We start from the raw sequence: 22,764 nt of genomic DNA, 5'->3' as shown, positions 1-22,764 counted from the left end.
GAGATGGCATGTCAGAGAAACCGTTAGTGACGATGCGCGCTGAAGGAGAATCGACCGGGGTGAAGACGACGGTACACGTCCGCGACTTGGCTCCGTTCATCGTCGATGAACCGGAGCGGCTCGGCGGCACCGACGCCGGACCGAACCCGCTCGAATATTTGCTTGGTGCGTTGTCGTCGTGCACGACGATTATGATCGCCTACGTCGCGCAGGACCAGAACTTCGATTATGATGGCGTGACGTTCGTGACCGAAGGGACGCTCGACCCGCGCGGCTTCCAAGGTGTCGAAGGAATACGGACATATTTTGAGAACGTACATGTCCATATCGTGCTCGAGACGGTCGAATCGGATGAGCGGATTGCGGAGCTTCAAAAAGGTGTCGAGGCGAGGTGTCCGATCCACAATTTGATGCACGCGGCCGATGTCGACATCACGGCGACGTGGACACGAAAGTAAAGACGGGGCCAGCCCGTCTTTTTTGTGGGCGAACCAGGAATCCTCCTCCGCGAACGCGAACAAAGAGACGCAAGGAGGAGGGCATACATGAACGTCCAACCGATGACAGAACAAGACGCCCGCGCGATTCAGTCGTGGACGTACGAGGCACCGTATGATTTCTATAATCAAACTCCGTCACAATCAGGACTCGAAGAACTGATGCATTATCAGGCTGTCCATGAAGCGGATGAACTGATCGGCTTTTTTTGCCTCGGGCACTATGCCCAAGTCCCAAACGATACATATACGTATGACGATACACACATCGATTTCGGTCTCGGCATGCGTCCGGATTTGACCGGACAAGGCCGTGGACGGCGTTTCCTTGAGACTGTGCTTGTCGAAGCGGAACGAACCGGGAAGCCCGTCCGGCTCACCGTCGCGGCGTTCAACGGACGAGTCGTTCGGCTGTATGAGGACGCCGGATTCCGGAAAATCGCATCGTTTGAGAAAGGCACGACCCGCTTCCTCATAATGGTGAACTGATTAACCGTATTGGCGTTGATGGGCCTTTTTCCGTTTCAAATAGTCCTCATCGGCTCGGATTTGGTCCCAGCGCGCTTTAAAGATGCGGGCCGATTCGGCCTTCTCTTCATCGATGTCACGCTCGTGGATGTCACCGTCCGCCTTATATTTGCGTCCGCCTTTATAGTTGGCATAGCGGCGTGCCCGCGTGTAACCCATCTGAATGAACTTACGGGCCATGTCCATGCCGACAAAGTCGTCATTGTTGCGATATGCTTCAAACAGCTCCATAATCTCATCCGCCGATTGCTTGGCGATGTCCGGCGTCTTGAAGCGCCAGTGTGGCAAAATCTCACTTTTATATGGCTCGACGAGGAGCACCCCTTGCTCCCCGCGGCCGACGCGATACAGTTCGGGTTGCTCCCGAAAGTCGATCGTGTCAAAGTCTAAATCATAATCAAACGGCATCGTCATCCCTCCTCTGTTCAATCCATTCCCTGAACGAGCAAGGGAAAAACGATGGGAAGGAGTCCAAGATGATTCAACTCGAGACAGAACGTTTACGACTTCGCGCGTTTCACCTGAATGACGCGGAGGCGATGTATCCGTACGCGAAAGACGACCGGGTCGGCCCGAATGCGGGTTGGGCTCCTCATCAATCGATTGACGAAACACGCGACGTCATTCGTATGTTTCAAGCCGACCAAGACGTATGGGCCATCACGTTGAAAGCGACAGACGAGGTCATCGGGACGATCGGGTTGCACGACCGGCGTCCGGACCCGAATATTCAGCACGAGGCGCAGCGGGAGATCGGGTACGTATTGAATCCGGCATTTTGGGGACAAGGCTACATCCCGGAAGCGGTGCGCGCGATGCTGCGTCACGGGTTTGAAGATCTTGGACTCGAGCGTATCTGGTGCGGGCATTTCGACTTCAATGACCAGTCCCGGCGCGTCGTTGAGAAATGTGGATTCGTCTATGCGTTCACGACGTCGCAACAGCTGACGCGGTTAGACGGTCGTACCGTAACGAGTCTCGTCTACGTGCTCAAAAAAGAAGACTACACGAACCGTTTGGCTCCCTAATGAGTCATACGGTTTTTCTTTCGAAAAATAAAGCTTGATATGTAACCGGTTACACATTATGATGTGTTTGTAAGCGTTACCAAAATGGAGGTGTGGAGATGGCGACAATCAAACAAGTGGCGAAACAGGCGAACGTCTCGGTCGCGACGGTATCCCGTGTCATGAACAATAACGGCTACGTGAGCGCGGAGGCGCGAGCCGCCGTCGAACAGGCCATCGCCGATCTCGATTACGCACCGAACCGTGTCGCCCGGTCCTTATTTACAAAGACGTCCGGATTGATCGGCTTGATCATGCCTGACATCACGAACCCGTTCTTTCCACAGTTAGCACGTGCGATTGAAGATGTCGCCAATCAGCACGGGTATCAAGTCGTCCTATGTAACACGGACGAGCAACTCGAGAAAGAACAGGGCTACCTCGTCGCCTTACAGACGATGCATGTGGACGGCTTGATTATTACGACGAATCATTCGGATAACCCGAACTATGAGAAACTCGACTTGCCGATGGTCGCCCTTGACCGAATCGTGAAATCAGGGATTGATGCGGTCATCTCGGACGGGTATGAAGGGGGGTGCCTCGCGGCCGACACACTCATCGCCTCTGGCGCGACGCGTCTCGCCCATATCGCCGGACCCGAGCAATTGCAGACCGTGAAGCGGCGCACCGAGGGCTTTCTTGACGTCGCTGGGGATCGCCTCATCGGGATGACCCATTCGAACTTCACGTTCAAAGAAGCGCTCACGGCCGCACAAACGTTATTTGATGCACATTGGCCGTTCGATGGCCTGTTCGCAGCGAACGATGTCATCGCCGCTGCCGTGCTTCAAGAAGCGGTACGGCGTGACGTGCGCGTGCCGGAAGACTTACAGGTGATCGGTTATGACGGCATCGAGCTCGGGGAGATGACGTCGCCGCCACTGACGACGATCGCGCAGCCGATTTATGAGATGGGGCGTCTCGCGACAGAGCGGTTGCTGGACTTGATTGAAAAACGAGACGTCGAGACAAAAGAGATGTTGTTGCCGGTTACGTTAACGGAACGGCAGACGACGAGACGGAAGGGGCAAGACAGATGAACCGAATTGTAGTGATTGGAAGCATCTCGATGGATTTGGTCGTTACGACAGATAAACGTCCACGCGCCGGAGAGACGGTGATCGGGAATACGTTCCAAACCGTGCCCGGCGGAAAAGGAGCCAATCAAGCGGTCGCTGCCGCTAAATTAGGCGGGACGGTCGAGATGGTCGGCTGTGTCGGCTCGGATGCGTTCGGGTCGAGCATCCGTCAAAATTTTGAGACGCATCATGTCGGTACCCGTCATCTGCAGACGGTGGAAGATGTGACCGGGACGGCACACATCGTCCTCGCCGAAGGCGACAATTCGATTGTCGTCGTTCAATCAGCCAACAAACACGTGCGCTTCACAGACGGTGAACTCGACGCACTGCTCGACGAGGAAACACTCGTCTTGCTCCAGCTCGAGATTCCGCTCGAGACGGTCGAACACGTGAGTGCCTACTGCCGAAAGCGAAACATTCCGGTCCTATTGAACCCGGCCCCGTCTCAAACGCTCACGGATACGCTGCTCGACAATGTGACGTACGTGACGCCGAACGAACACGAATGCCGTGATTTGTTCGGCGATGTGCCGATCGAGGACGTGTTGCGCCGTTTCCCGAACAAGCTCATCGTCACAGAGGGGGTGCGGGGTGTCCGTTTCCACGACGGGGAAGGGATTCAGCACATCCCGGCGATCCGTGCGAACGTCGTCGATACGACGGGAGCCGGTGACACGTTCAACGGCGCGCTCGCGGTCGGTCTCGTCGAAGGTCGTCCCTTGCTGGAAGCGGCGCGTCTTGCCGTCGTCGCTTCAGGCATGAGCGTGGAAGGGTTCGGTGCTCAAGGCGGGATGCCGACACGAGAAGAAGTCTTGATGAGATTGGAGCGAGTGTGATGAAGAAACATGGGATTTTGAACAGCCATTTGACGAAAGTGTTCGCCGACCTCGGCCATACGGATAAAGTCGTCATCGCCGATTGCGGCCTGCCGATTCCAAACGGAGTCGAACGCGTCGATTTGGCGCTTCGCCTCGGAGAGCCGTCGTTCCTCGACGTCTTGGAAGCGGTCGAGTCGGACATGGTCATCGAACAGATCACGATTGCCGATGAGGTGTTCACGGAAAACGAGGCAATCGCCAAAGCGTTGACCGAACGGTTCGACACGGTAGCGACATGTTCCCATGAGGACTTTAAACGGGAAGTCGCGACGGCGAAAGTCGTCATCCGGACGGGTGAGGCGACACCTTACGCGAACGTCATCTTGCACGCGGGCGTCATATTTTAAGGAGGGATTCGATGCATATCGAATTGAAACAAATCCATAAGGCATTCGGACCGGTCAGCGTGTTAAAAGGTGTCGATTTCGAGCTCCTTCCTGGCGAGATTCATGCGCTGATGGGGGAGAACGGGGCTGGAAAGTCGACGCTCATGAAAGTGATGACCGGGCTTCATGCGCAAGACGAAGGCGAGGTCGTCATCGATGGGGCGGTTCGTCAATTCAAACATCCGAAAGAAGCGGAGCGTGAAGGCATCGCCTTCATCCATCAAGAGCTGAATATTTTGCCGGAGTTGACGGTGACGGAGAACTTGTTTCTCGGCCGCGAGTTGACGGGCGCGTTCGGTATCATCAAGCAACAAGAGATGAAGCGTCGGGCCCGCGAATATTTGGCCGAACTGAACGTGTTCATGGAAGTCGATGAACTTGCGAAAAACTTATCGGTCGGGCAACAGCAGATGATTGAGATCGCCAAGGCGCTCATGACGGATGCGAAAGTCATCGTCATGGACGAGCCGACGGCCGCGCTCACCGACCGCGAGATTCGGGCGCTGTTCGCGGTATCGCGGGCGCTTCGTGACCAAGGGGTGTCCATCATCTATATCTCGCATCGGATGGAAGAGATTTTTGAACTGTGTGACCGCATCACCGTGCTCCGTGACGGCGTCTCGATTGGGACACACCGCATCGCGGACACATCGTTCGAGGCGATCGTCAAAGAGATGGTCGGCCGAGAAATCGGCGAACGTTACCCGGACCGGAACGCGACAATCGGGGACGTCGTGCTCGAAGTGGACGGATTGATAGGTAACCGGTTCCACAACGTCTCGTTTGACGTCCGTGCCGGTGAAATCGTCGGGTTCTCGGGCCTCATGGGGGCAGGGCGGACGGAAGTGATGCGCGCCTTGTTCGGGGCAGACCGGGCCAAAGCCGGGACGGTCAAGCTGAACGGCAAACCGATTCGCATCAAAAAGCCGAGTGACGCGATTCGTCACGGCATCGCCTTCTTGACGGAAGATCGCAAAGGCGAAGGGTTGTTGCTCGACTTCTCGCTCCGGGAAAACCTCTCGCTCCCGACGCTCGACCGGCGAGCGAAAGGGACGATTATCTCGAAGCAAGCCGAAGAAACGTTTGCTGACGACTATTTGAAAAAGTTGCGTGTCAAACACCACTCGATGGAACAAAAAGTGAAGTCGCTATCGGGCGGGAATCAACAGAAAGTCGTGCTCGGGAAATGGCTCGGTGTGGAACCAGACGTCCTCATCCTCGATGAGCCGACACGCGGTGTCGACGTCGGCGCCAAGAAAGAGATTTACACGATTATGAGCGAGCTCGCCGAATCCGGCGTCGCCATCATCATGGTGTCATCCGATTTACCGGAAGTGCTCGGCATGAGCGATCGGATCGTCGTCATGCGCGAAGGCGTCGTCACCGGGACGCTCACGAAACAAGAGGCGACACAAGAGCGCGTCATGACTTACGCGACAGGAGGACAGTGAAATGGAATTGAAAGCAGCGACTGCATTAAATCGACCACAAAAGCTCGGCTGGGGCCAAAAGCTCGGACCGTTGTTTGGTCTACTCGTCATTATCGTCGTCGTCACGGCGCTCGAGCCAGGTTTTCTATCGCTCAACAACATCTTTAACGTCTTGCGCCAAGTATCAATCAACGCCCTGATCGCGTTCGGGATGACGTTCGTCATCTTGACGGGGGGGATCGACTTGTCGGTCGGCTCGATTTTGGCGCTCTCGTCGGCGTTTGTCGCCGGGATGATGGTCGACGGGCAGCACGCCGTCATGGCGATCGCACTCGGATTGATCGCCGGGGCGTTACTTGGCGCGTTCAACGGTGCCGTCATCACGTACGGGAAAGTGGCCCCGTTCATCGCGACACTTGCGACGATGACGATTTATCGGGGGATGACGCTTGTCTATACGGACGGTCGTCCAATCACGGGTTTAGGCGATTCGACGTGGTTCGAGATGCTCGGCCGCGGTTACCTCTGGATTATCCCGGTGCCGGCCGTCACGATGTTGATTGCGTTCGGGGTGTTGTACTTCATCTTGAAGAAGACGACGTTCGGCCGCCACACGTACGCCATCGGCGGCAACGAGGAAGCCGCCAAGCTGATGGGAATCGGCGTCAACAAAGTGAAAGTCATGATTTACTCGTTGTCCGGTATGCTCGCCGCACTCGCCGGCATCATCTTGACGTCACGTCTGAACTCGGCGCAACCGACGGCCGGGACGTCATATGAACTCGATGCGATTGCAGCCGTCGTCCTCGGGGGGACGAGCCTTGCAGGCGGTCGCGGATGGATTGTCGGGACGCTCATCGGGGCGCTCATTATCGGAACGTTGAACAACGGCTTGAACTTGCTCGGGGTCTCATCGTTCTTCCAACTTGTCGTCAAAGGAGCCGTCATTTTGTTCGCGGTACTCCTTGATCGAAAACAAAACGCGTAATCACCGAAAGGGGAAACAGAAGATGAAGAAATGGACAGCTTGGCTACTCGTATTGACAATGGTCGTCATGGCGGCTTGTTCGACGGAACAACCGGGAACAAGTTCGGAGCAGGAGACGAAAGACGGAGATTTTAAGATCGGCCTCTCCATCTCGACATTGAATAACCCGTTCTTCGTCGCCTTGAAAGACGGTGCGGAAGAAGAAGCGGCTGAACTCGACGCCACACTCACGGTCGCGGATGCACAAAACGATGCAGCGAAACAAGTGAGTGACGTCGAAGATATGATTCAAAAAGGCATGGATTTGATTCTCATCAACCCGACCGATTCTGAAGCGGTCGGCGCTGCTGTCCAAAGCGCGAACGATGCCGGCATCCCGGTCATCACGGTCGACCGCAACGCTGAGTCAGGCGAAGTCGTCGCGCACGTCGCATCAGACAACGTTGCCGGCGGAAAGCTTGCTGGCGAATACATGGTCGAACTCGTCGGGGAAGGCGGGAAAGTCGTCGAACTCGAAGGAATTCCAGGGGCGTCAGCGACACGAGACCGTGGCCAAGGGTTCAACGAGGCAATCGATGGCAAACTCGACGTTGTCGCAAAACAATCGGCCAACTTTGACCGGGCCCAAGGGTTGACGGTCATGGAGAACATTCTCCAAGACAATAAAGACATCGTGGCAGTATTTGCCCATAACGATGAGATGGCACTCGGGGCTGTCCAGGCGCTCAGTAGCGCAGGGTTGAGCGATGTCAAAGTCATCGGCTTTGATGCGACGGACGATGCCGTCAAAGCGGTTGAGGATGGGACGATGGCCGCGACAGTCGCACAAAAACCGGCGGAGATTGGGAAATTGGGTGTCGAAGCTGCCGTCAAGCACTTGAAAGGGGAGACGGTCGAAGAAAACATCCCGGTCGACCTCGAGTTGATCAACTAACATAGAAAGCCGACGCATTTTAAAAAATGCGCCGGCTTTTTTTCATGCTTGTTCGATTGGGTGGAGCGACCGGACGATTTCATCTTTGACCGTCACACCGCGCGCTTCGAGCTCGGCGATTTTCTCGGCGAACCGAGGCAAGTGGTCTTTGTGCGCAATCAAGAGTTCGTCAAGCACGCGTTTCGCGGTCTCACCGCTCGGGATGAGCGGATTGATGATGAACGCTTGGAGTGCGAGGCCGTAGTCACCTGTCACGGCCGCCTCCTCGACGCATAGCTCCATATTCTTCATGACTTGGAGCCAGCCTTTCTCGGCCGGAGCGAGCGCACCGAACGCGATCGGTTTCGCACCGGTCGCCCCGACATAGGCGGACACCTCGACGACGTCATCCGGGGCAAGGTCCGGGACGGCCCCGTTGTTTTTTGTCGAGACGACGATGTGGGTGTTCTTGTTCGCATAGATCGACGCGATCGTCTCGCACGCCGCGTCCGAGTAGTGGGCGCCGCCACGCTTAGCCAGTTGCTCCGGCTTGTGATCGAGGTGTGGGTCTTTATACAGTTCGAACAGCTCGGCCTCTGTCTGCTTCACTTGTTCGGCCCGTGTGCCGACGTTCGGGTCCCGGTACTCATCGAGCATATGGACGAGCATCTCTTCGGCACGGTAATAGTAACGATGGTAACCGCATGGAATCATGTTCATCTGGTCTAACTGTTCCTTGAAAAACGGCATATCGTGGATGTTGGCTGGAATACCGGAAGCGCCGTCGTACATCTTGGCGATGATTTCACCTGTGACATCCGTCCCGTTCAAGTCATGGACGCGGTGCCAGTGGAAGTGATTCAACCCGGCGAACGAATACGTCAACTCTTCGGGTTTCTTGCCGATCAATTCCGGTTCGGCCATCATCGCATGGACCGGAACGTTGCAAAGCCCGATAACTTTGTCCCATTTCCCGTAGCGGATAATCGCATCGGTCACCATGCCGCTCGGATTCGTGAAGTTGACGAGCCACGCGTCCGGACAGAGTTGTTTCATGTCTTCGACGATGTCGAGGATGACCGGAATCGTCCGGAACGCCTTCAAGATGCCGCCGGCCCCGTTCGTCTCTTGCCCGACCATGCCGTACGAGAGCGGGATGCGTTCGTCTTTGATGCGGGCGTCGAGCAAGCCGACGCGGAATTGGGTCGTGACGAAATCGGCGTCTTGGAGCGCCTCTCGACGATCGAGCGTCAAATGGACGTTGACGTCATACGGCGAGGCGTCCCACATGCGTTGCGCCATCTGTCCGACGATCTCGAGCTTCTCTTTCCCTGCTTCGATGTCGACGAGCCAAATCTCTCGAATCGGCAATTCTTCATATCGTTTGATAAAGCCTTCCATCAATTCTGGTGTATAACTGCTGCCGCCACCGATGGTGACGAGCTTGATTCCGGTTGTCAAAACAATCTCCTCCTTGTCGTTTCACAAAAATAAAGCACCTGTGTAAATGATATGGATGCATCCTGTCTTCTGTTTCAGTATAGAATAGTGATATACGAGCGCAAGAGGTAACGGGATAACTCCGAAAGCGTTTACAAATAAACACGAAAGCACCTTTATTTTTGTGAATTTCATTTACGGGAGGGGTTCCATTGTTACTGACCGAAAAATTGAAACAGACTGGATTTTCACCGTCTGAGCGCGCCGTCATTGATTACTTGTTTGCACAACGTGAACTGATTGAAGACAAGACGATGAAGCAAATCGCTGAGGCGACGTATACGCATCCGTCGATTTTGAGCCGGATCGCCCATAAGCTTGATTTTACTGGTTGGGTCGAGCTGAAAGCCGGTTTTTTGGAAGAAATCAATTATTTGAATCGTCACTTCTCCGACGTCGATGCCAACTACCCGTTCGCGCCCGAGGACGGATTGATGGCGGTGGCGAACAAAATGGCGGCGTTGAAGCGGATGACGATTGAGGACACGTTGTCGCTCCTCGACCATGAGGCGTTCGAGCAAGCCGTGACGATGCTTCATGAGGCACGTCACATCAAAATTTTTTCAATCGTTCATAACTTGTTGCTCTGTCACGATTTCAAAGCGAAGATGAACCGAATCGGAAAACACGTCTCGCTCTGTGAGGTCGATCCTGAATTCGAAGCGGCCAACTCGGACGAGACGACGTGCGCGCTACTTATCTCCTATACAGGAGAAAGTGACACGACGCTCCGGCTCATCCCTTATTTGAAACAGCGTCACATCCCGGTACTCGCCTTGACGAGCGTTGGCGAGAATGCCATCTCGAACGAGGCGGATTGTACGCTCCGCTTGACGACGCGGGAACGTCTCTACTCAAAGATCGGTAGCTTTACATCGAACGACTCGACGCAGTGTCTGCTCGATTTGCTATACGCCGGTGTGTTTTCGAAAGATTACGAAGCGAACCTCGCCTATAAAATCAACATGTCGAAACGACTCGATCACCGAAAGAGTTCGAGTGAAATCATGCAAGAAAAAGAGCATCCGTTCACGTGAACGGATGCTCTTTGCGGCGCAGATAGAGGAGATAACCGACGAACAGACCGAGACCAAGCAAACTGAGCGCGGTCGTGACAGTGAAGAACGGGGGACGATACGTCAATTCGACGTCGTTTCGTCCTTCATCGAGTTGAATCGCGCTGAACGCATAGTTCGCTTGTAAGACGTCACGCTTTTCTCCGTTGACCCGGGCGCTCCATCCTCGTTCGAACGGAACAGGGAGAACGGCGTATGTTCCCGGGGCGGCCTCTTCGACCGTAAAGTCGAGGTCGGGACCGTCCCACGTGACCGGAATCTCCGGTCGAGCATCCGTCTCATCAATCACAGACTCGAGCGTCGCATAATCTTCCCATTCCACCGTCACATTCTCGAGCGCGTACGTGCCTTCAGGAAGCCGTAACGGCACGCGGTCAGCAAGCGGCGTGCGAAGCGTCATCGAGGTGAGGTCGGTCCGATAAATCGAGGCTTCGGGCTTTCGTGTCGTCCGATAACCACCGAGTTTGATGAAGAAGCCGTCTCCTTCAAGTTTCCGGATATTGAACGAGACATACAAATCGCCTGTTGCATCTTCTGATACGTCTGGAATCAAGTCGATCCCACCTTCTTCTGAAGTGACGCGGAGTGTATCCCCGACGAGTGCGGCCTCAACATCTTCGGTCGTGAAATCGATGGACTGAGCTGGAGTCGGTGTGTCACTTCCGTCTTCTAAAATGACGCCCGAGAGCATCGCCTGCTCACGCGTCAACATCGAGGCGTCTTCAAGGTCGGCTTGACGATACGTGGACGTCGTCGTCCGGACGAACGGGAGCCGTGTCTCGCTCTCGTAGACAGCGTACCGCTCCGTCTCGGCGAGCAAGTCGAAACCGAAAGGAACTTCGCTCGACACGTTTTGGTTGCGCATCCAGTACGGGCTCGACAACAAGTGGTGCAAGTTCGCGCGATTGCCGAGCGTGCCGTAACGGCTCACGCTTTCCCGTAACATATCGATTTCAAGGTCACGCCAATAGAACGTCAGCAAATTCCCGTTCAAAATACTCGAGTATAGACTCGTCCCGAGGAAAGACTGGACGATTGGCGTATTGTTGCGCAAGTGGACCATCCAGTCGAGCCGCTCGAGCGGTCCAGCTTCTTCTTGTACGATGTCAATCAATTCTCGCTGTTCTGGACTGTCATAACGTGAGCTGTTCACGAACGCCTCGTTCGTATTGACGATGGACTTGTCGTGAAGGATGAGCTTCGTATAGCCGTTGAAGACGATGAGACAAGACGCGATCAGAACGTAAGGTGCGAGTGCCGGTTTCCACCAGAGCGACGCCACGGTGGCGAGCATCAAGAAGAAGATGACAAGCCCGACCGGCCACGACACGACGTTCCCGAATAGGCCGAACAGGAGATATAGCGCGACAGTACCGGCAGTGGCGATGAGAAACGCGCGCGTCTCGAACCGCCACTGCGACAACCCGACCGCGACCGCACCGCCCATCGTGAAGCTCGCGAGATACTCCCACCGGAACTGCGGGGCCGAGAACCCGTTAAAGAAACTGCCGACGTGCGGGCTGAAATGGAGCACGACGAACAAGAGGCTCATCGACGCGAATAGCCGGAACGCGGTATGGCGGTAGAGCGGACGATAGAGTGCGAGCAGCACGAAAACTGCTGGAATGATTAAAATGGTGCTATCGTATAACACGTTATCGGGGCGAAGCCACGGGATGTCATGGGCGAGTGACGGTCGCTCGTTCTGTAGAAAGCCGTATGTCGCCGGTACGAACGCGAACGCGCTCAACAAGAGCGCGAGCACGCCAGACCCGCTATAGAGCATCCATTGGTGCCGACGTCTGAGCCGATCTTCCGGGAAGCGGATGAACTGGCGGAACAAGACGTAGACGAGGACGAACACCAAATTGATGTAGGCGAAGTAGAAGTTGTTGACGAGCATTAGGGCGCTGACGGCGATGAACAGGTCCGCCCGACCGAGCCGGATGATTCGTTCGAGCCCGATCACGAGGAGCGGCACCCATAAAAAGGCGTCCGCGAAAAACTCCCAAAACGTGACGTGCCGGATGTACATGACCGACACACCGTACACGACGGCACCGGCAAAGGCGTAAAGCGTCTGGACGTGAAAGAGTCGATACGCGTACGTCGTCAAGACGAAGACGACGGCTAGACGGACGATGCTGACGACGAGCGCGAGCTGTAACCAAAGCTCGAGGTCCGGCGTGACGAGACCGAGCACGTCGAACAACGAGACGACGGCGACGGTGAGCCAAAAGACGACCGACGTCGCGTAATAGTAGGCGAGCTGGGTGATGACCCCGCCGCCAAAGCCGAAGTCTTCCGCATAGACGAGGTTGCCTTTATGGAACGTCTCGTACAAGAAATGTTTGAACGGGACCATCTGCGACAATCCGTCGTTCGGTCCGGCGATGTAGCCGCCTTGCGATTGATAGTAGATGAAGAACGCATGGGCGACGATTGACACGAGAAACGCAGAGACGATTAGAATGACGTTCTTCATACGGTCGACTGCTCGCGTTTCAAAATTTTACTCGTAACGATGAACGTCGCCGGTACGGCGATGAAGATAGCGAACAGCGGTGCGATCGATGTCGAGACACCGAGCTGTTCGACGAGTAGATAAATACAGACGGTCGTGACCGTGAAGTTGACGACTTGCGTCAACGGGAACTGCAAAAATTTCCGTAACGTCGGTTTGACTTTGAACGTGAAATAACTGTTCAAAAAGAAAGAGGCGACCATGCTGAGCGTGAACGCCACCACATGAGAGACCCCGTAGCCGACTTTCCATACGTGATGAAACAACATGTACACCAAATAGTAATTGAGGGTGTTAATTCCCCCGATGACGATGAATTTTATAAACTCTGCCTTTCGCTTGTTCATTCACACTCTTCCTTTGCATATTAGTCTCTTGAATCAAATAAGCAGGACGCTGTTTCGTCTCGAAATAGATGCGTCCGACGTATTCGCCGATAATCCCGAGGCTGACGAGCTGAATGCCACCTAGTAACAGAATCGCCGAGATGAGCGTGAAGTAACCGGGTGTCTCGACACCGTCTTGGATGATGCCGAACAGCGTGAACAAGATATAGAGCATCGATAGCATTAAGATTGAGACGCCCGTGTAAAAACAGAACCGGAGCGGTTTTGAGTTAAAGGAAATCAAACCGTCGATCCCGTAATTGAACAGCTGATTGAACGACCATTTCGTCTCGCCGTTTTGGCGTAAGACGTTCTCATATGTGACAATTTTTTGTTCCATCCCGATCCAAGAGAACAATCCTTTCGAGAAACGGTGATTCTCGTTCATGCGTAACAAGGCGTCGATTGCCTCGCGGCTGAGTAGGCGAAAATCACCGACCCCGTCCTCGAGCTCGACATCGACGATTTTATTGATGAGTTTGTAATACGTCTGCGAGGCGAACTTTCGAAGCCCGCTCTCACCGGTCCGGTCGCGCTTGGCGATGACTTGGTCGTATCCTTCTTCGTAACCCGCAATCATTTGAGGAATGAGGGCGGGAGGATGTTGCAAGTCGGTATCCATTAAAATGGCGGCGTCCCCGGTCACGTGTTGCAGACCAGCGAGGATAGCCGCTTCTTTTCCGAAGTTTCGTGAGAAGGAGACGTATCGGACTTCAGGGTGCCGGTTCGCCAACCGTTTGATGGCGTCTAGCGTATCGTCTGAACTTGCGTCGTTAATGAATACAATTTCATAGTCGTACGGACTCCCCTCGAATTGCTCGCGGATGGCTTCAAAGATGAGTGGAATGTTTTTTTCTTCGTTATAGGCGGGGAGAATAAATGAGATGACGTTCATAAAAAACACTCCTTTCTACACAGTTTGCGTAGTACCTCTCTTCCCGCTAAGTCGACAACTCAAGCATCGTCCCACAGTTTCCCACAAAAAACATCCATCCGCGAGGGATGGATGTCAGATTAATCGAGGGCGCGCAACAAGGCGCGGACGGGGCTGCCATCCCCTTTTACGATCGGGAGCGGGACGGCGTTCAGTTCATAATCGCCCGGTGCGATATGGTTGAGGACGAGTCCTTCGAGAATATGGACCCCGTTACGGGCGAGCGCGTGATGGGCCGCCATTTCTTTACTGTCGATCGCATCGACCGACGGTAAATCGAGACCGATCAAGTAAATCCCGAATTCGCCGAGCCGGTCGGCAAGCGACGGCGTCAGTTCCGGGATGCGTTCCGGGAACACGAGTTTATCTGGCCAACCGTCTGTTTTAATAATGAGGCGTTCGACACCGGTCAAGTCAAAGCCGTCCAAGTCACTCGCCTCAATTCGCTCGTGTCCAGGCAGATGGATGACCCGGGCCGGCCCGATATAAAGTCCGGGATCGAGGTCGATGACGCGTTTTCCGGCGTCATCAAAGTGGAACGGTGCGTCGATGTGAGTGCCGGTGTGAAGGCTCATCGTCACTTTGCCGACGTTGACCGAGCCACTGTCGGCCATCGGCCAAGCGATGTCATAACGGAACGGGGTGTCCCCGGGCCACGTCGTCGTCGTATCTTCGAGCGGTTGCGATACATCAATCCAACTCATGCTGTTGCCTCCTCATAATTTCGTCCGGACGGTCCAGAGTTCCGGGAAGAACCGGTGATCGAGGACACGTCGCAAATAGTTGACGCCAGAAGAGCCGCCCGTGCCCATCTTTTGACCGATAATCCGCTCGACCGTACTCATATGGTTAAAGCGCCACATCTGTTGTTGGCTGCCGATGTCGAGCAGTTTCTCCCCGAGCTCGTACAAGTCCCAGTACGTGTCGACGTCCCGATACACCTCGACCCATGCCGCTTCGACGCTCTCGTTCCATTCCCAATCCGTCGTCACGTCACGATTGAGGACGGCTTGGTCGATGGCCAAGCCGCGACGATGCATCTCACGCACCGTCACGTCATAAATACTCGGGGCGTGAAGCGACGCCTCTAAAAGCGGATACAACGCCTCGTCATGGGCGTAGACGCTGAGCGTGCGGGCATTCTTGAATCCGAGTGCGAACTCGATTTGCCGGTTTTGATATGACTGGAAACCGGACGAAGAACCGAGCTTGTCCCGAAACTCGAGATACTCGGCCGGTGTGAGCGTGGCGAGCACGCTCCATGACTGGATGAGTTGTTGTTGAATCTTTGATACGCGGGCGAGCATCTTGAACGAGCGTTCGAGCTCTTCGTTCGCGATGGCCGTCGTCGCAGCCGTCAACTCGTGCAAAATCAGTTTCATCCATAGTTCGCTCGTCTGGTGGATGATGATGAAGAGCATCTCGTCATGGTGGTCCGATAGACGGTGCTGACTCGATAGAATCGGATCGAGCTGCAAATAGTCTCCATAAGACATGTCCTTAGAAAAGTCAGTTTGAATCGTCTGTTCGACGTTATGTTCAATGCGTTCACTCATCTTGTTTCCTCCTCACGCCACGACTTCGCGAACGTTCACAAACGCTTCATACTCTTTGTCATCCATGATCGTCTTCAAGATTTGAACGACGTCATATACGTCCGTGAACGTATTATATAAGGCGACCGGTGCGAGCCGGATGATATTTGGGGCCCGGAAGTCCGGGATGACCCGGTGTTGTTTGAGCGCCTTGCAGATGCGGGCCGCCTCCGGATGCTCGAGACTGAGGTGGGCGCCGCGGGCTGCTTCGTCACGCGGGCTGCCGAGCACGAACCCGTAAGGTGCGAGTACGGTCTCGACGAGATCCATCAGATACGTCGTCAAGGCGAGTGATTTTTCACGAATCGCCTCCATCCCGACTTCGTTGAACATCTCGAGCGCCCCGAGTTGAGGAGCGAGGCTCAAAACGTGTGGTGTCCCGATTTGAAACGCTCCGGCATGGTCGGCCGGCGTCATCGTGTGGTCCATATCGAACTGCTTGTCTTTACGCGAACCGAACCAGCCTGCGAGGCCGGGTGTCGTCCCGAAGTGGCGCTCGTGGACGAATAAGCCGCCGACGCTCCCTGGGCCGCCGTTCAAGTGTTTATAGTTGCACCAGTACGCAAAGTCGACCCCCCAATCGTGGAAGGCGTGCGGGATGGCCCCGACGGAATGACAGGCGTCGAAGCCGATTAAGATATCGCGTTCATGGGCCGCTTTGGCGAGACGGGCCATATCTAAAATTTGTCCGCTCCGATAGAGCACCGTCGGCAAGACGATGAGGGCGATCTCATCCGTCATCGCGGCGATGATGTCGTCTTCACGCAAATAACGGCCGTCCGGACTCTCGACTTGAACGAGGTGGTCCTCTGGGTTTAATCCGCGCAATTCAAGTTGACTCTTCAGCGCATAGATGTCCGATGGGAACGTGAGTGTATCCGCTAAAATCTTTGTTTTCTTACCTTCTGGCTTATAGAACGAGGCGACGAGCTGATGCAAGTTGACCGTCGTCGATCCCGTCACCATGACTTCTTCCGCACGTGCCCCGATGAGCGGTGCGTTCAAACCGGCGAGTTCTTCCGATAAGTTGAACCACGGATGACGTCCCGACATCCACCCGTCAATCCCGAGCTCTTTCCAGTCTTGAAGCGACTCGAGAAGCGTCTGCTCGGCCCGTTTCGATAACAGCCCGAGCGAGTTCCCGTCCATATAAATCCCGTCTTGCGGCAAATAAAACTCTTCCCGATAGTGTGCCAGAGCATCGCTTTTGTCGAGCGTCTCGGCGTATGACCGTGTGAAATCTTGTAGCATACTCATCCCCCTAAAATTCGTCATGCAATTCTGACAAAAGCGTAGCAATCGACGTCAACCGTGTCAACTGAGTGGAGACGATCGACTAAAAAGAACCGCCCTAGTAAAAGGCGGCTCTTGTGACATCATTTGATTTTCTTCATGTTTTCTTTTCGCAACAGGCTGAACAACGTGTACACCATCAGAATGAGGATGACGGTGAACGGCAACGCCGAAATGAGAGAGGCGGTCTGTAATCCTTCGAGGCCGCTTGCGATGAGCAGGACGGCCGCGATGCCGCCGAGCAATACACCCCAGACGATGCGAACGGCGAGAGGCGGGTTCAAGCTGCCATTCGTCGTCATACTGCTGATGATATACGTCGCTGAGTCGGCGGACGTGATTAAAAATGTCAATATGAGCAGGATGGATAAGACGGACAAAAGGAACGGCAACGGCAACTCGGCGAACGTGACGAACAAGGCGCTCGTGACGTCCGCATCGACCGCTTGAGCAATCGACGTCCCCTCGAACAAATCAAGGTGGAGCGCCGTCCCGCCGAATACCGCAATCCATAGAAGCGCAATGGCCGGAGGCACGACGAGAACACCGACGATGAACTCACGGATGGTGCGACCACGCGAGACGCGGGCGACGAACGCTCCGACGAACGGTGACCAGGCGATGGCCCACGCCCAGTAGAAAATCGTCCAGTCCCGGACCCACGTTCCTTGTTGATAAGGTTGGAGCCGGAGGCTGTAGCGGATAAAGTTTTGCAAATAATCACCGAATCCGAGCGTGAACGTCTCGAGGATGAAGACGGTCGGACCGGCAAAGAAGACGAACATCATTAGGACGAGCGCCGTCGCTAAGTTCACGTTACTGAGCCATTTGATACCGCGGTCAAGGCCGGTCGTCGTCGACGTCAAGAACAGGGCGGTCAGGACGACGATGATCAATACTTGAACGAGCGCCGTATTCGGTAAACTGAAGACGCTGTTCAGCCCACCGTTGATTTTGCAGTACCCCTAAACCGAGCGATGTGGCGACGCCCATGACCGTCGCGATGACAGCAAAGATGTCAATCGTCTGATTGAGCGGCCGCGTATACGAGCGGTCTTTCAAAAGAGGAGACAAACTCGTCGAGATGAGGCCATCCGCGTTTCTCCGGAACTGGAAATAAGCGATGATCAGACCGACGATGGCGAACACGGACCATTGGCTCACTCCCCAGTGGAAGAACGAGTTGGCCATGGCGAGACGGGCGCTTTCGACCGTCAACGCTTGGGTGTCCGCATAAGGTGGTGTGAAGAAGTGGCTCATCGGCTCGGCGACGCCCCAGAAGACGAGCCCGACGCCGAAGCCGGCCGAGAACAGCATCCCGATCCAAGTGAAGAACGGATACTGTGGCCGGTCGCTGTCCGCACCGAGACGGATTTTTCCATATTTACTGAACGCGAGGAAGACGAGAAAGAGGACGAAGAAAAAGACGGCCATCAAGTAAAACCAGCCGAACGACTGCGTCGTGAAACTGAAGATGTTGCCGGCGATTTCCGCGAACAACGTCGGGCGTACGGCCCCGAACAATACGAGCAAGGCGATCACGCTTGCCGAGATATAAAACACACGGTTCAACCGTAGCTTATTCGATGAATGATTCATAAAATCTCCTTCCTAAATGAATACGACTATGTAGGCCTCATTATTATTCCCTAAAAGTAATGTCAGAAAACGAGATTTTCATCGATTGTGCAATCTGGACGTTGAGCGACGACAAATGAGGGAATGATAAAGAAGAAGACTGTATTAAGAGGAGGGACCGATATGAAGTTAATTGCGATTGATTTGGATGGGACGTTATTGTCGCGAAAAGGCATCATCACGGAAGCAAACCAGGAGGCGATTCGACGGCGGCAAGCGCAAGGCGATTTAGTCGCCATCTCGTCGGGACGCTCGATTCATGATATCGAAGAAATCTTAAAACGGAGCAATTTGACGTGCCCGATTTTATCCGGGAATGGGGCGATCGCCTTTTATGAAAATGAACGCATTTACTATCACTCGCTCCCGAAACATGTCGTCCAAGAGCTATGGGACATCGCCCACGAGCACGACACGTACGTGGAGTTTTATACGAATACCGGTGTGAAAGTGCTGCGTTCGGGGACGCATTTATTGAAAGGGGAGCTTGACGAGGTGCTCCCGCACGATCAATCATTCACGCGGGAATGGGGAGAGCGGGAAATCGAGATTCAAAACGAACAGTTCGGTTTGATGTACGTCGATGTGATCGAGGACATCGATTTTGAGGCGGATGAAGTGTATAAAGTGTTCATCTACTCGTTCGATCGTCGTAAACTCCACAAACTTCGGAAATTATACGAGCCGCGGACCGATATTTTGATTACGACAGCCGGGTGGACGAAAATTGAGATCGGTCATCCGAAAGCGAGTAAAGGGATGGCCCTTGAACAGTTGGCAGAACATCATCATATCGCAAAACAACATATCGTGGCCATCGGCGATAATTTGAACGACGTCTCGATGTTCGAGGTGGCGGAGACGTGCATCGCGATGGGAAATGCTGTGGATGCGTTAAAAGACATTAGTACGCACATCACAAAAGACGCCGAAGAAGACGGCGTCGCGTATGCGCTCGAGCATTACATTTAAAAGATTTGGAGAAATGGTGAACACGGATTCGAAGCTTTCAAAAACGGCTATTGTATTACTGTAGTCCTCGTTCATCAAGGAAGTCGAAAGGGGACGACAGATGAATCATCGCTTGAGACGTTTGACTAGGCATGAACCGGTCAAACGACAGACAGCCTGTTCGGACAACCGGTCATCGAACCGTTCCCTGTCGCTACCTGTCGCCGACCTTACGCGATGTGAGGGGCAGACGAAAAGGATTCTTGGGGACACGAGTAGGGTGGTTGGGGGTGTCTCCTCGGGCGGAGGTGGGCCGGATGGGATTCGTGACAGATTTCGTTCACACAGGTCGAACTGACGATTGATTGGCAACCGGAAGCCGTGCTTCTGTATGTGCCGCCTTGTCAGGAAGACGAACGATTGCTCGGAAATCGTTGCATGAATCGCATCGCTTTCTAGCACGACGTAACACTTATGGGACGGTCGATCAACTTGATCGGGTGGAAGTCCAACCGACTAGAAACGCTCACCGTAAGCGCCACGACTGTGGCGCTTTTTCATTGCGTGAACGTGGAGACACGTAACGGGGAAGCACCAGCCGCCGCTTTATACTCGATGCGGTGACCGTCGACCGCCTTCGTCACACGGAACGAATAGTCGGCATCCGGTTCGTCACGGAACGTGACGTCATAGACGTAACCACTAAGGCCGAGTGCTCCGTCAAGCGAGTAAGTCTGTTCCGGAATGTTATAATGAGTGGCAAGATATGATTCCAAAGCGTGTTCTCGTTCTTTGATTTCTGCGTCATAACGTACGTATAAAAAAGCAGCGAGGGCGATGGTGACGAATAAGGTAGAACGGACAAGGCTGTTCCAATTACGACGTGGCATTGGCGAGTCTCCTTTCTTGAGATAGAATTAGATGATATTTTACGGAAAATTCAGACAAATTACAAGCGATTTTTACGGGAGGTGACAAAATGCCGAAAATCTATTGGCTCGGGACGTTCGCGAGCGGTCTGCTCCTCCTCTCCATTGGGGAGGGGGCAGCAGTGCCGCGGGTCCTACCCTACGTTTTGATCGCGGTCGGGATAATCGGATTTCTCACGCAATCATGGTACGAACAGAAACGACGCCGCTAAGCCCGGCGTCGTTTGTTTTTACATAAATTCAAGTAATTCTAAGACCAATGAATCAATTTCAGTTTGCAAGGCGTCGCTTTGTCGTTGCAACGTCATCAATCGTTCCAAATCGTTCGTGTCATTCATTTCAAGAACGAGCGACTGATGGAGCGCCTCGAGCTCGGCCAAACGCGCTTCTCCGCGCGAGACGTCTGTTGAAGGTGTCGCCACTTTTTGCTTCGGAGGTGCTTTTGGTTTTGGCATCGGCATCACCGTCTCGATTGCCTCGCGTCGCTTCTCGAGCGTGTACGTCACGTTTCCCGGGAAACGCGTCGTCGTCCCGTCGAGCCAGTACGTGATTGGGAACAATTTATTCAAGAAGTAGCGATCATGCGATACGGCGACGAGTGTCCCGTTAAAACGGTCGAGCGCCTCTTCGAGTGCCTCACGTGCTTCGATATCCAAATGGTTCGTCGGTTCGTCGAGGACGAGCACGTTCATCTCTTCATGCATCAAGATGGCAATCATGAGCCGCATCTTCTCGCCGCCGCTCAAATCCTTGACCGGCTTGAACACGCTTGCGCCGTAGAAGAGGAATTGGGCGAGGAGTTGTCGCGCTTTGCCTTCGTCGACGGGAATCCGGTCGCGAAACGCCTCGATGAGCCGATGCGTGTCATCGAAGTCGACGTGCTGGGATAAATAACCGATTTTGGACCGTTCCGCTCGCCGCACTTCGCCTGAGGTCGGTTCAATGTGGCCGAGCAACACGTTCAAGAGCGTGGACTTCCCGCTCCCGTTCGGGCCGACGATGGCGATGCGTTCACCATGGCCCGCGTAGAACGAGACGTGTTCGAAGACGGTCTGGTCGAAACGGACCGTCACATCGGTCGCCTCGAAGACGTCACGTCCGGTCCGGCCATGCGCCATGAACTGGATGTCAGGCTGAATGGATTCGAGTTGTGGCCGTTTGATCGTCTCGATTCGGGCGAGCGCTTTCTCCATCGACTTGGCCCGACGGTAAAATTTCTCGTTCGGGGGGTGTCCTTCGTTCGCCCACTGGCGAAGCTGACGAATCGTCTCTTTCATTTTCTTGATTTTCTTCTGTTGCTCCGTGTAGGCGTGAAATTGGTCGAGCAGTCGTTTCTCTTTTTGGGCGATGAACACGCTGTAATTGCCGTCAAAACTCATCAATTCACCATCCTCACATTCGATGATGCGGGTGGCGACGGCATCCAAAAACACACGGTCGTGCGAGACGAGAAGGAGCGTGGACGGACTGTCTGAAAGAAACGTCTCAAGCCAAGCCATCGCCTCTAAATCGAGGTGGTTCGTCGGCTCGTCCAAGATGAGCAGGTCCGGTTCCTGAAGTAACGCCAAGCCGAGTCCGATTTTCGTCCGTTCGCCGCCGCTAAGTGTGTCGAACGGCCGGTCGACGAAGCGGTCAAGCCTGAGTCCGTCAATCATCGCATTCACTTTCGAATCGATGGTATAGCCGCCGTTGTTCTCGAAACGGGTCTGCAAGGCGCCGTACGTCTCGAGTAGCACGTCGATGTCGTCACTTGAAGCCATATTTGCTTCAAGCTGTCGCATCTCGTCGCCGAGTCGCGTCAATTCGGCGAATGCGGTATAGAGCACGTCTCGACCGGTCTTGTCGGGATGGGACGGGATTTGGGCCAAATAGCCAATCATCAACCGCTGTTTCCGGTAAATCGTTCCGCCATCCGGTGTTTCAGTGCCGACGATCAGACGCAGAAGTGTCGTCTTGCCGCTCCCGTTCCGTCCGACGAGCCCGATTCGTTCGCCGGCGTTCACATGAAGATTGGCATCGATTAAGACGGCATGGCCGCCGTATTGCTTTTGGATGTTTTGTAATTCGATTAACATAAATCGTTCCTCCTAAAGTAGAGGCCTATCAAAAAAGCCGAGCGCAAAGAAGCGCTCGGCAAGAGGGAGAGGCGCTTTGTCGTATTTCAAC

General features: G+C 54.3%; 22 protein-coding genes and 1 pseudogene. 12 read left to right on the top strand and 11 right to left on the bottom strand.

Annotated features, from left to right (window positions below):
• Positions 1-8: 8 nt before the first annotated feature.
• Both DI14_RS09045 and DI14_RS09040 read left to right on the top strand, forming a co-directional pair.
• Entirely contained in the window at positions 9-458 is a 450-nt protein-coding gene (locus tag DI14_RS09045) for an OsmC family protein (protein ID WP_034807755.1), read from the top strand.
• 87 nt (positions 459-545) lie between these two features.
• Positions 546-986 (top strand): GNAT family N-acetyltransferase, encoded by a 441-nt coding sequence (locus tag DI14_RS09040; RefSeq protein ID WP_034807753.1) that lies wholly within the window; start codon positions 546-548, stop codon positions 984-986.
• Here DI14_RS09040 and DI14_RS09035 read toward each other — a convergent pair whose 3' ends face one another.
• On the bottom strand, positions 987-1,433 hold the full coding sequence (locus DI14_RS09035; protein WP_034807752.1) for a DUF4385 domain-containing protein: 447 nt from the start codon (positions 1,431-1,433) through the stop codon (positions 987-989).
• Positions 1,434-1,501: 68 nt separating this feature from the next.
• Between DI14_RS09035 and DI14_RS09030 the strand changes: the two genes are divergently transcribed.
• From DI14_RS09030 to rbsB, 7 genes are all read left to right on the top strand, one after another.
• On the top strand, positions 1,502-2,053 hold the full coding sequence (locus DI14_RS09030; protein WP_034807750.1) for a GNAT family N-acetyltransferase: 552 nt from the start codon (positions 1,502-1,504) through the stop codon (positions 2,051-2,053).
• 98 nt (positions 2,054-2,151) lie between these two features.
• Complete coding sequence (locus DI14_RS09025) at positions 2,152-3,135, top strand: LacI family DNA-binding transcriptional regulator (protein ID WP_034807748.1); 984 nt, start codon at positions 2,152-2,154, stop codon at positions 3,133-3,135.
• The gene (locus DI14_RS09020) at positions 3,132-4,013 is read left to right on the top strand and encodes a ribokinase (protein WP_034807746.1); all 882 of its coding nucleotides are present in this window, start codon (positions 3,132-3,134) and stop codon (positions 4,011-4,013) included. Before DI14_RS09025 ends, DI14_RS09020 begins: the two co-directional genes overlap by 4 nt.
• The gene (gene rbsD, locus DI14_RS09015) at positions 4,013-4,402 is read left to right on the top strand and encodes a D-ribose pyranase (protein WP_034807743.1); all 390 of its coding nucleotides are present in this window, start codon (positions 4,013-4,015) and stop codon (positions 4,400-4,402) included. Before DI14_RS09020 ends, rbsD begins: the two co-directional genes overlap by 1 nt.
• 11 nt (positions 4,403-4,413) lie before the next feature.
• Complete coding sequence (locus DI14_RS09010) at positions 4,414-5,892, top strand: sugar ABC transporter ATP-binding protein (RefSeq protein WP_034807740.1); 1,479 nt, start codon at positions 4,414-4,416, stop codon at positions 5,890-5,892.
• A 1-nt stretch (position 5,893) separates the two neighbouring features.
• Complete coding sequence (gene rbsC / locus DI14_RS09005; protein ID WP_024371256.1) at positions 5,894-6,859, top strand: ribose ABC transporter permease; 966 nt, start codon at positions 5,894-5,896, stop codon at positions 6,857-6,859.
• A 22-nt stretch (positions 6,860-6,881) separates the two neighbouring features.
• Positions 6,882-7,793, top strand: coding sequence for a ribose ABC transporter substrate-binding protein RbsB (gene rbsB, locus DI14_RS09000; protein ID WP_034807738.1), 912 nt, complete (start codon positions 6,882-6,884; stop codon positions 7,791-7,793).
• Positions 7,794-7,835: 42 nt separating this feature from the next.
• Here rbsB and DI14_RS08995 read toward each other — a convergent pair whose 3' ends face one another.
• The gene (locus tag DI14_RS08995; protein ID WP_034807737.1) at positions 7,836-9,233 is read right to left on the bottom strand and encodes a 6-phospho-beta-glucosidase; all 1,398 of its coding nucleotides are present in this window, start codon (positions 9,231-9,233) and stop codon (positions 7,836-7,838) included.
• Between the two features lie 191 nt (positions 9,234-9,424).
• On the opposite strand from DI14_RS08995, the gene DI14_RS08990 reads away from it, so the two are divergent.
• Positions 9,425-10,309 carry a MurR/RpiR family transcriptional regulator gene (locus DI14_RS08990; protein WP_034807735.1) on the top strand — a complete coding sequence of 295 codons (885 nt, stop codon included), beginning with the start codon at positions 9,425-9,427 and terminating at the stop codon, positions 10,307-10,309.
• Here DI14_RS08990 and DI14_RS08985 read toward each other — a convergent pair.
• The 7 genes and pseudogenes from DI14_RS08985 to DI14_RS08955 all read right to left on the bottom strand — a co-directional run bounded on the left by DI14_RS08985 (position 10,302) and on the right by DI14_RS08955 (position 18,679).
• A complete protein-coding gene (locus tag DI14_RS08985; RefSeq protein ID WP_034807733.1) occupies positions 10,302-12,833 on the bottom strand; it encodes a YfhO family protein in 2,532 nt (843 codons plus the stop codon). The two genes, DI14_RS08990 and DI14_RS08985, sit on opposite strands and share 8 nt — an antisense overlap.
• Positions 12,830-13,219 carry a GtrA family protein gene (locus DI14_RS08980; RefSeq protein WP_034807730.1) on the bottom strand — a complete coding sequence of 130 codons (390 nt, stop codon included), beginning with the start codon at positions 13,217-13,219 and terminating at the stop codon, positions 12,830-12,832. The genes DI14_RS08985 and DI14_RS08980 overlap by 4 nt, the downstream gene beginning before the upstream one ends.
• Positions 13,167-14,153 carry a glycosyltransferase family 2 protein gene (locus tag DI14_RS08975; RefSeq protein ID WP_034807728.1) on the bottom strand — a complete coding sequence of 329 codons (987 nt, stop codon included), beginning with the start codon at positions 14,151-14,153 and terminating at the stop codon, positions 13,167-13,169. The genes DI14_RS08980 and DI14_RS08975 overlap by 53 nt, the downstream gene beginning before the upstream one ends.
• A gap of 119 nt (positions 14,154-14,272) precedes the next feature.
• Complete coding sequence (gene kynB, locus DI14_RS08970) at positions 14,273-14,896, bottom strand: arylformamidase (RefSeq protein ID WP_034807726.1); 624 nt, start codon at positions 14,894-14,896, stop codon at positions 14,273-14,275.
• Positions 14,897-14,908: 12 nt separating this feature from the next.
• Complete coding sequence (gene kynA, locus DI14_RS08965; protein WP_034807724.1) at positions 14,909-15,748, bottom strand: tryptophan 2,3-dioxygenase; 840 nt, start codon at positions 15,746-15,748, stop codon at positions 14,909-14,911.
• A gap of 12 nt (positions 15,749-15,760) precedes the next feature.
• Positions 15,761-17,038: a kynureninase gene (gene kynU, locus DI14_RS08960; protein WP_034807722.1), complete on the bottom strand. Its 1,278-nt coding sequence runs from the start codon at positions 17,036-17,038 to the stop codon at positions 15,761-15,763.
• 125 nt (positions 17,039-17,163) lie between these two features.
• A pseudogene (locus DI14_RS08955) lies at positions 17,164-18,679 on the bottom strand (BCCT family transporter).
• A gap of 162 nt (positions 18,680-18,841) precedes the next feature.
• On the opposite strand from DI14_RS08955, the gene DI14_RS08950 reads away from it, so the two are divergent.
• Complete coding sequence (locus tag DI14_RS08950) at positions 18,842-19,690, top strand: Cof-type HAD-IIB family hydrolase (RefSeq protein ID WP_034807721.1); 849 nt, start codon at positions 18,842-18,844, stop codon at positions 19,688-19,690.
• A 536-nt stretch (positions 19,691-20,226) separates the two neighbouring features.
• On the opposite strand, the gene DI14_RS08945 is transcribed toward DI14_RS08950, so the two are convergent.
• Positions 20,227-20,559, bottom strand: a complete 333-nt coding sequence (locus DI14_RS08945) for a hypothetical protein (protein WP_034807719.1) — start codon at positions 20,557-20,559, stop codon at positions 20,227-20,229.
• An 89-nt stretch (positions 20,560-20,648) separates the two neighbouring features.
• Here DI14_RS08945 and DI14_RS15535 point away from each other — a divergent pair, with 89 nt between their 5' ends.
• Positions 20,649-20,810, top strand: coding sequence for a hypothetical protein (locus DI14_RS15535; RefSeq protein ID WP_034807717.1), 162 nt, complete (start codon positions 20,649-20,651; stop codon positions 20,808-20,810).
• 18 nt (positions 20,811-20,828) lie between these two features.
• On the opposite strand, the gene abc-f is transcribed toward DI14_RS15535, so the two are convergent.
• Positions 20,829-22,673: a ribosomal protection-like ABC-F family protein gene (gene abc-f / locus DI14_RS08935; protein ID WP_034807715.1), complete on the bottom strand. Its 1,845-nt coding sequence runs from the start codon at positions 22,671-22,673 to the stop codon at positions 20,829-20,831.
• Positions 22,674-22,764: the final 91 nt, after the last annotated feature.

This window comes from Exiguobacterium sp. AB2 (genome assembly GCF_000696055.1).
Taxonomy (GTDB): domain Bacteria; phylum Bacillota; class Bacilli; order Exiguobacteriales; family Exiguobacteriaceae; genus Exiguobacterium; species Exiguobacterium alkaliphilum.
The sequence above is the reverse complement of the archived record's forward strand: the minus strand, read 5'-3'. Positions and strand labels throughout refer to the sequence as shown.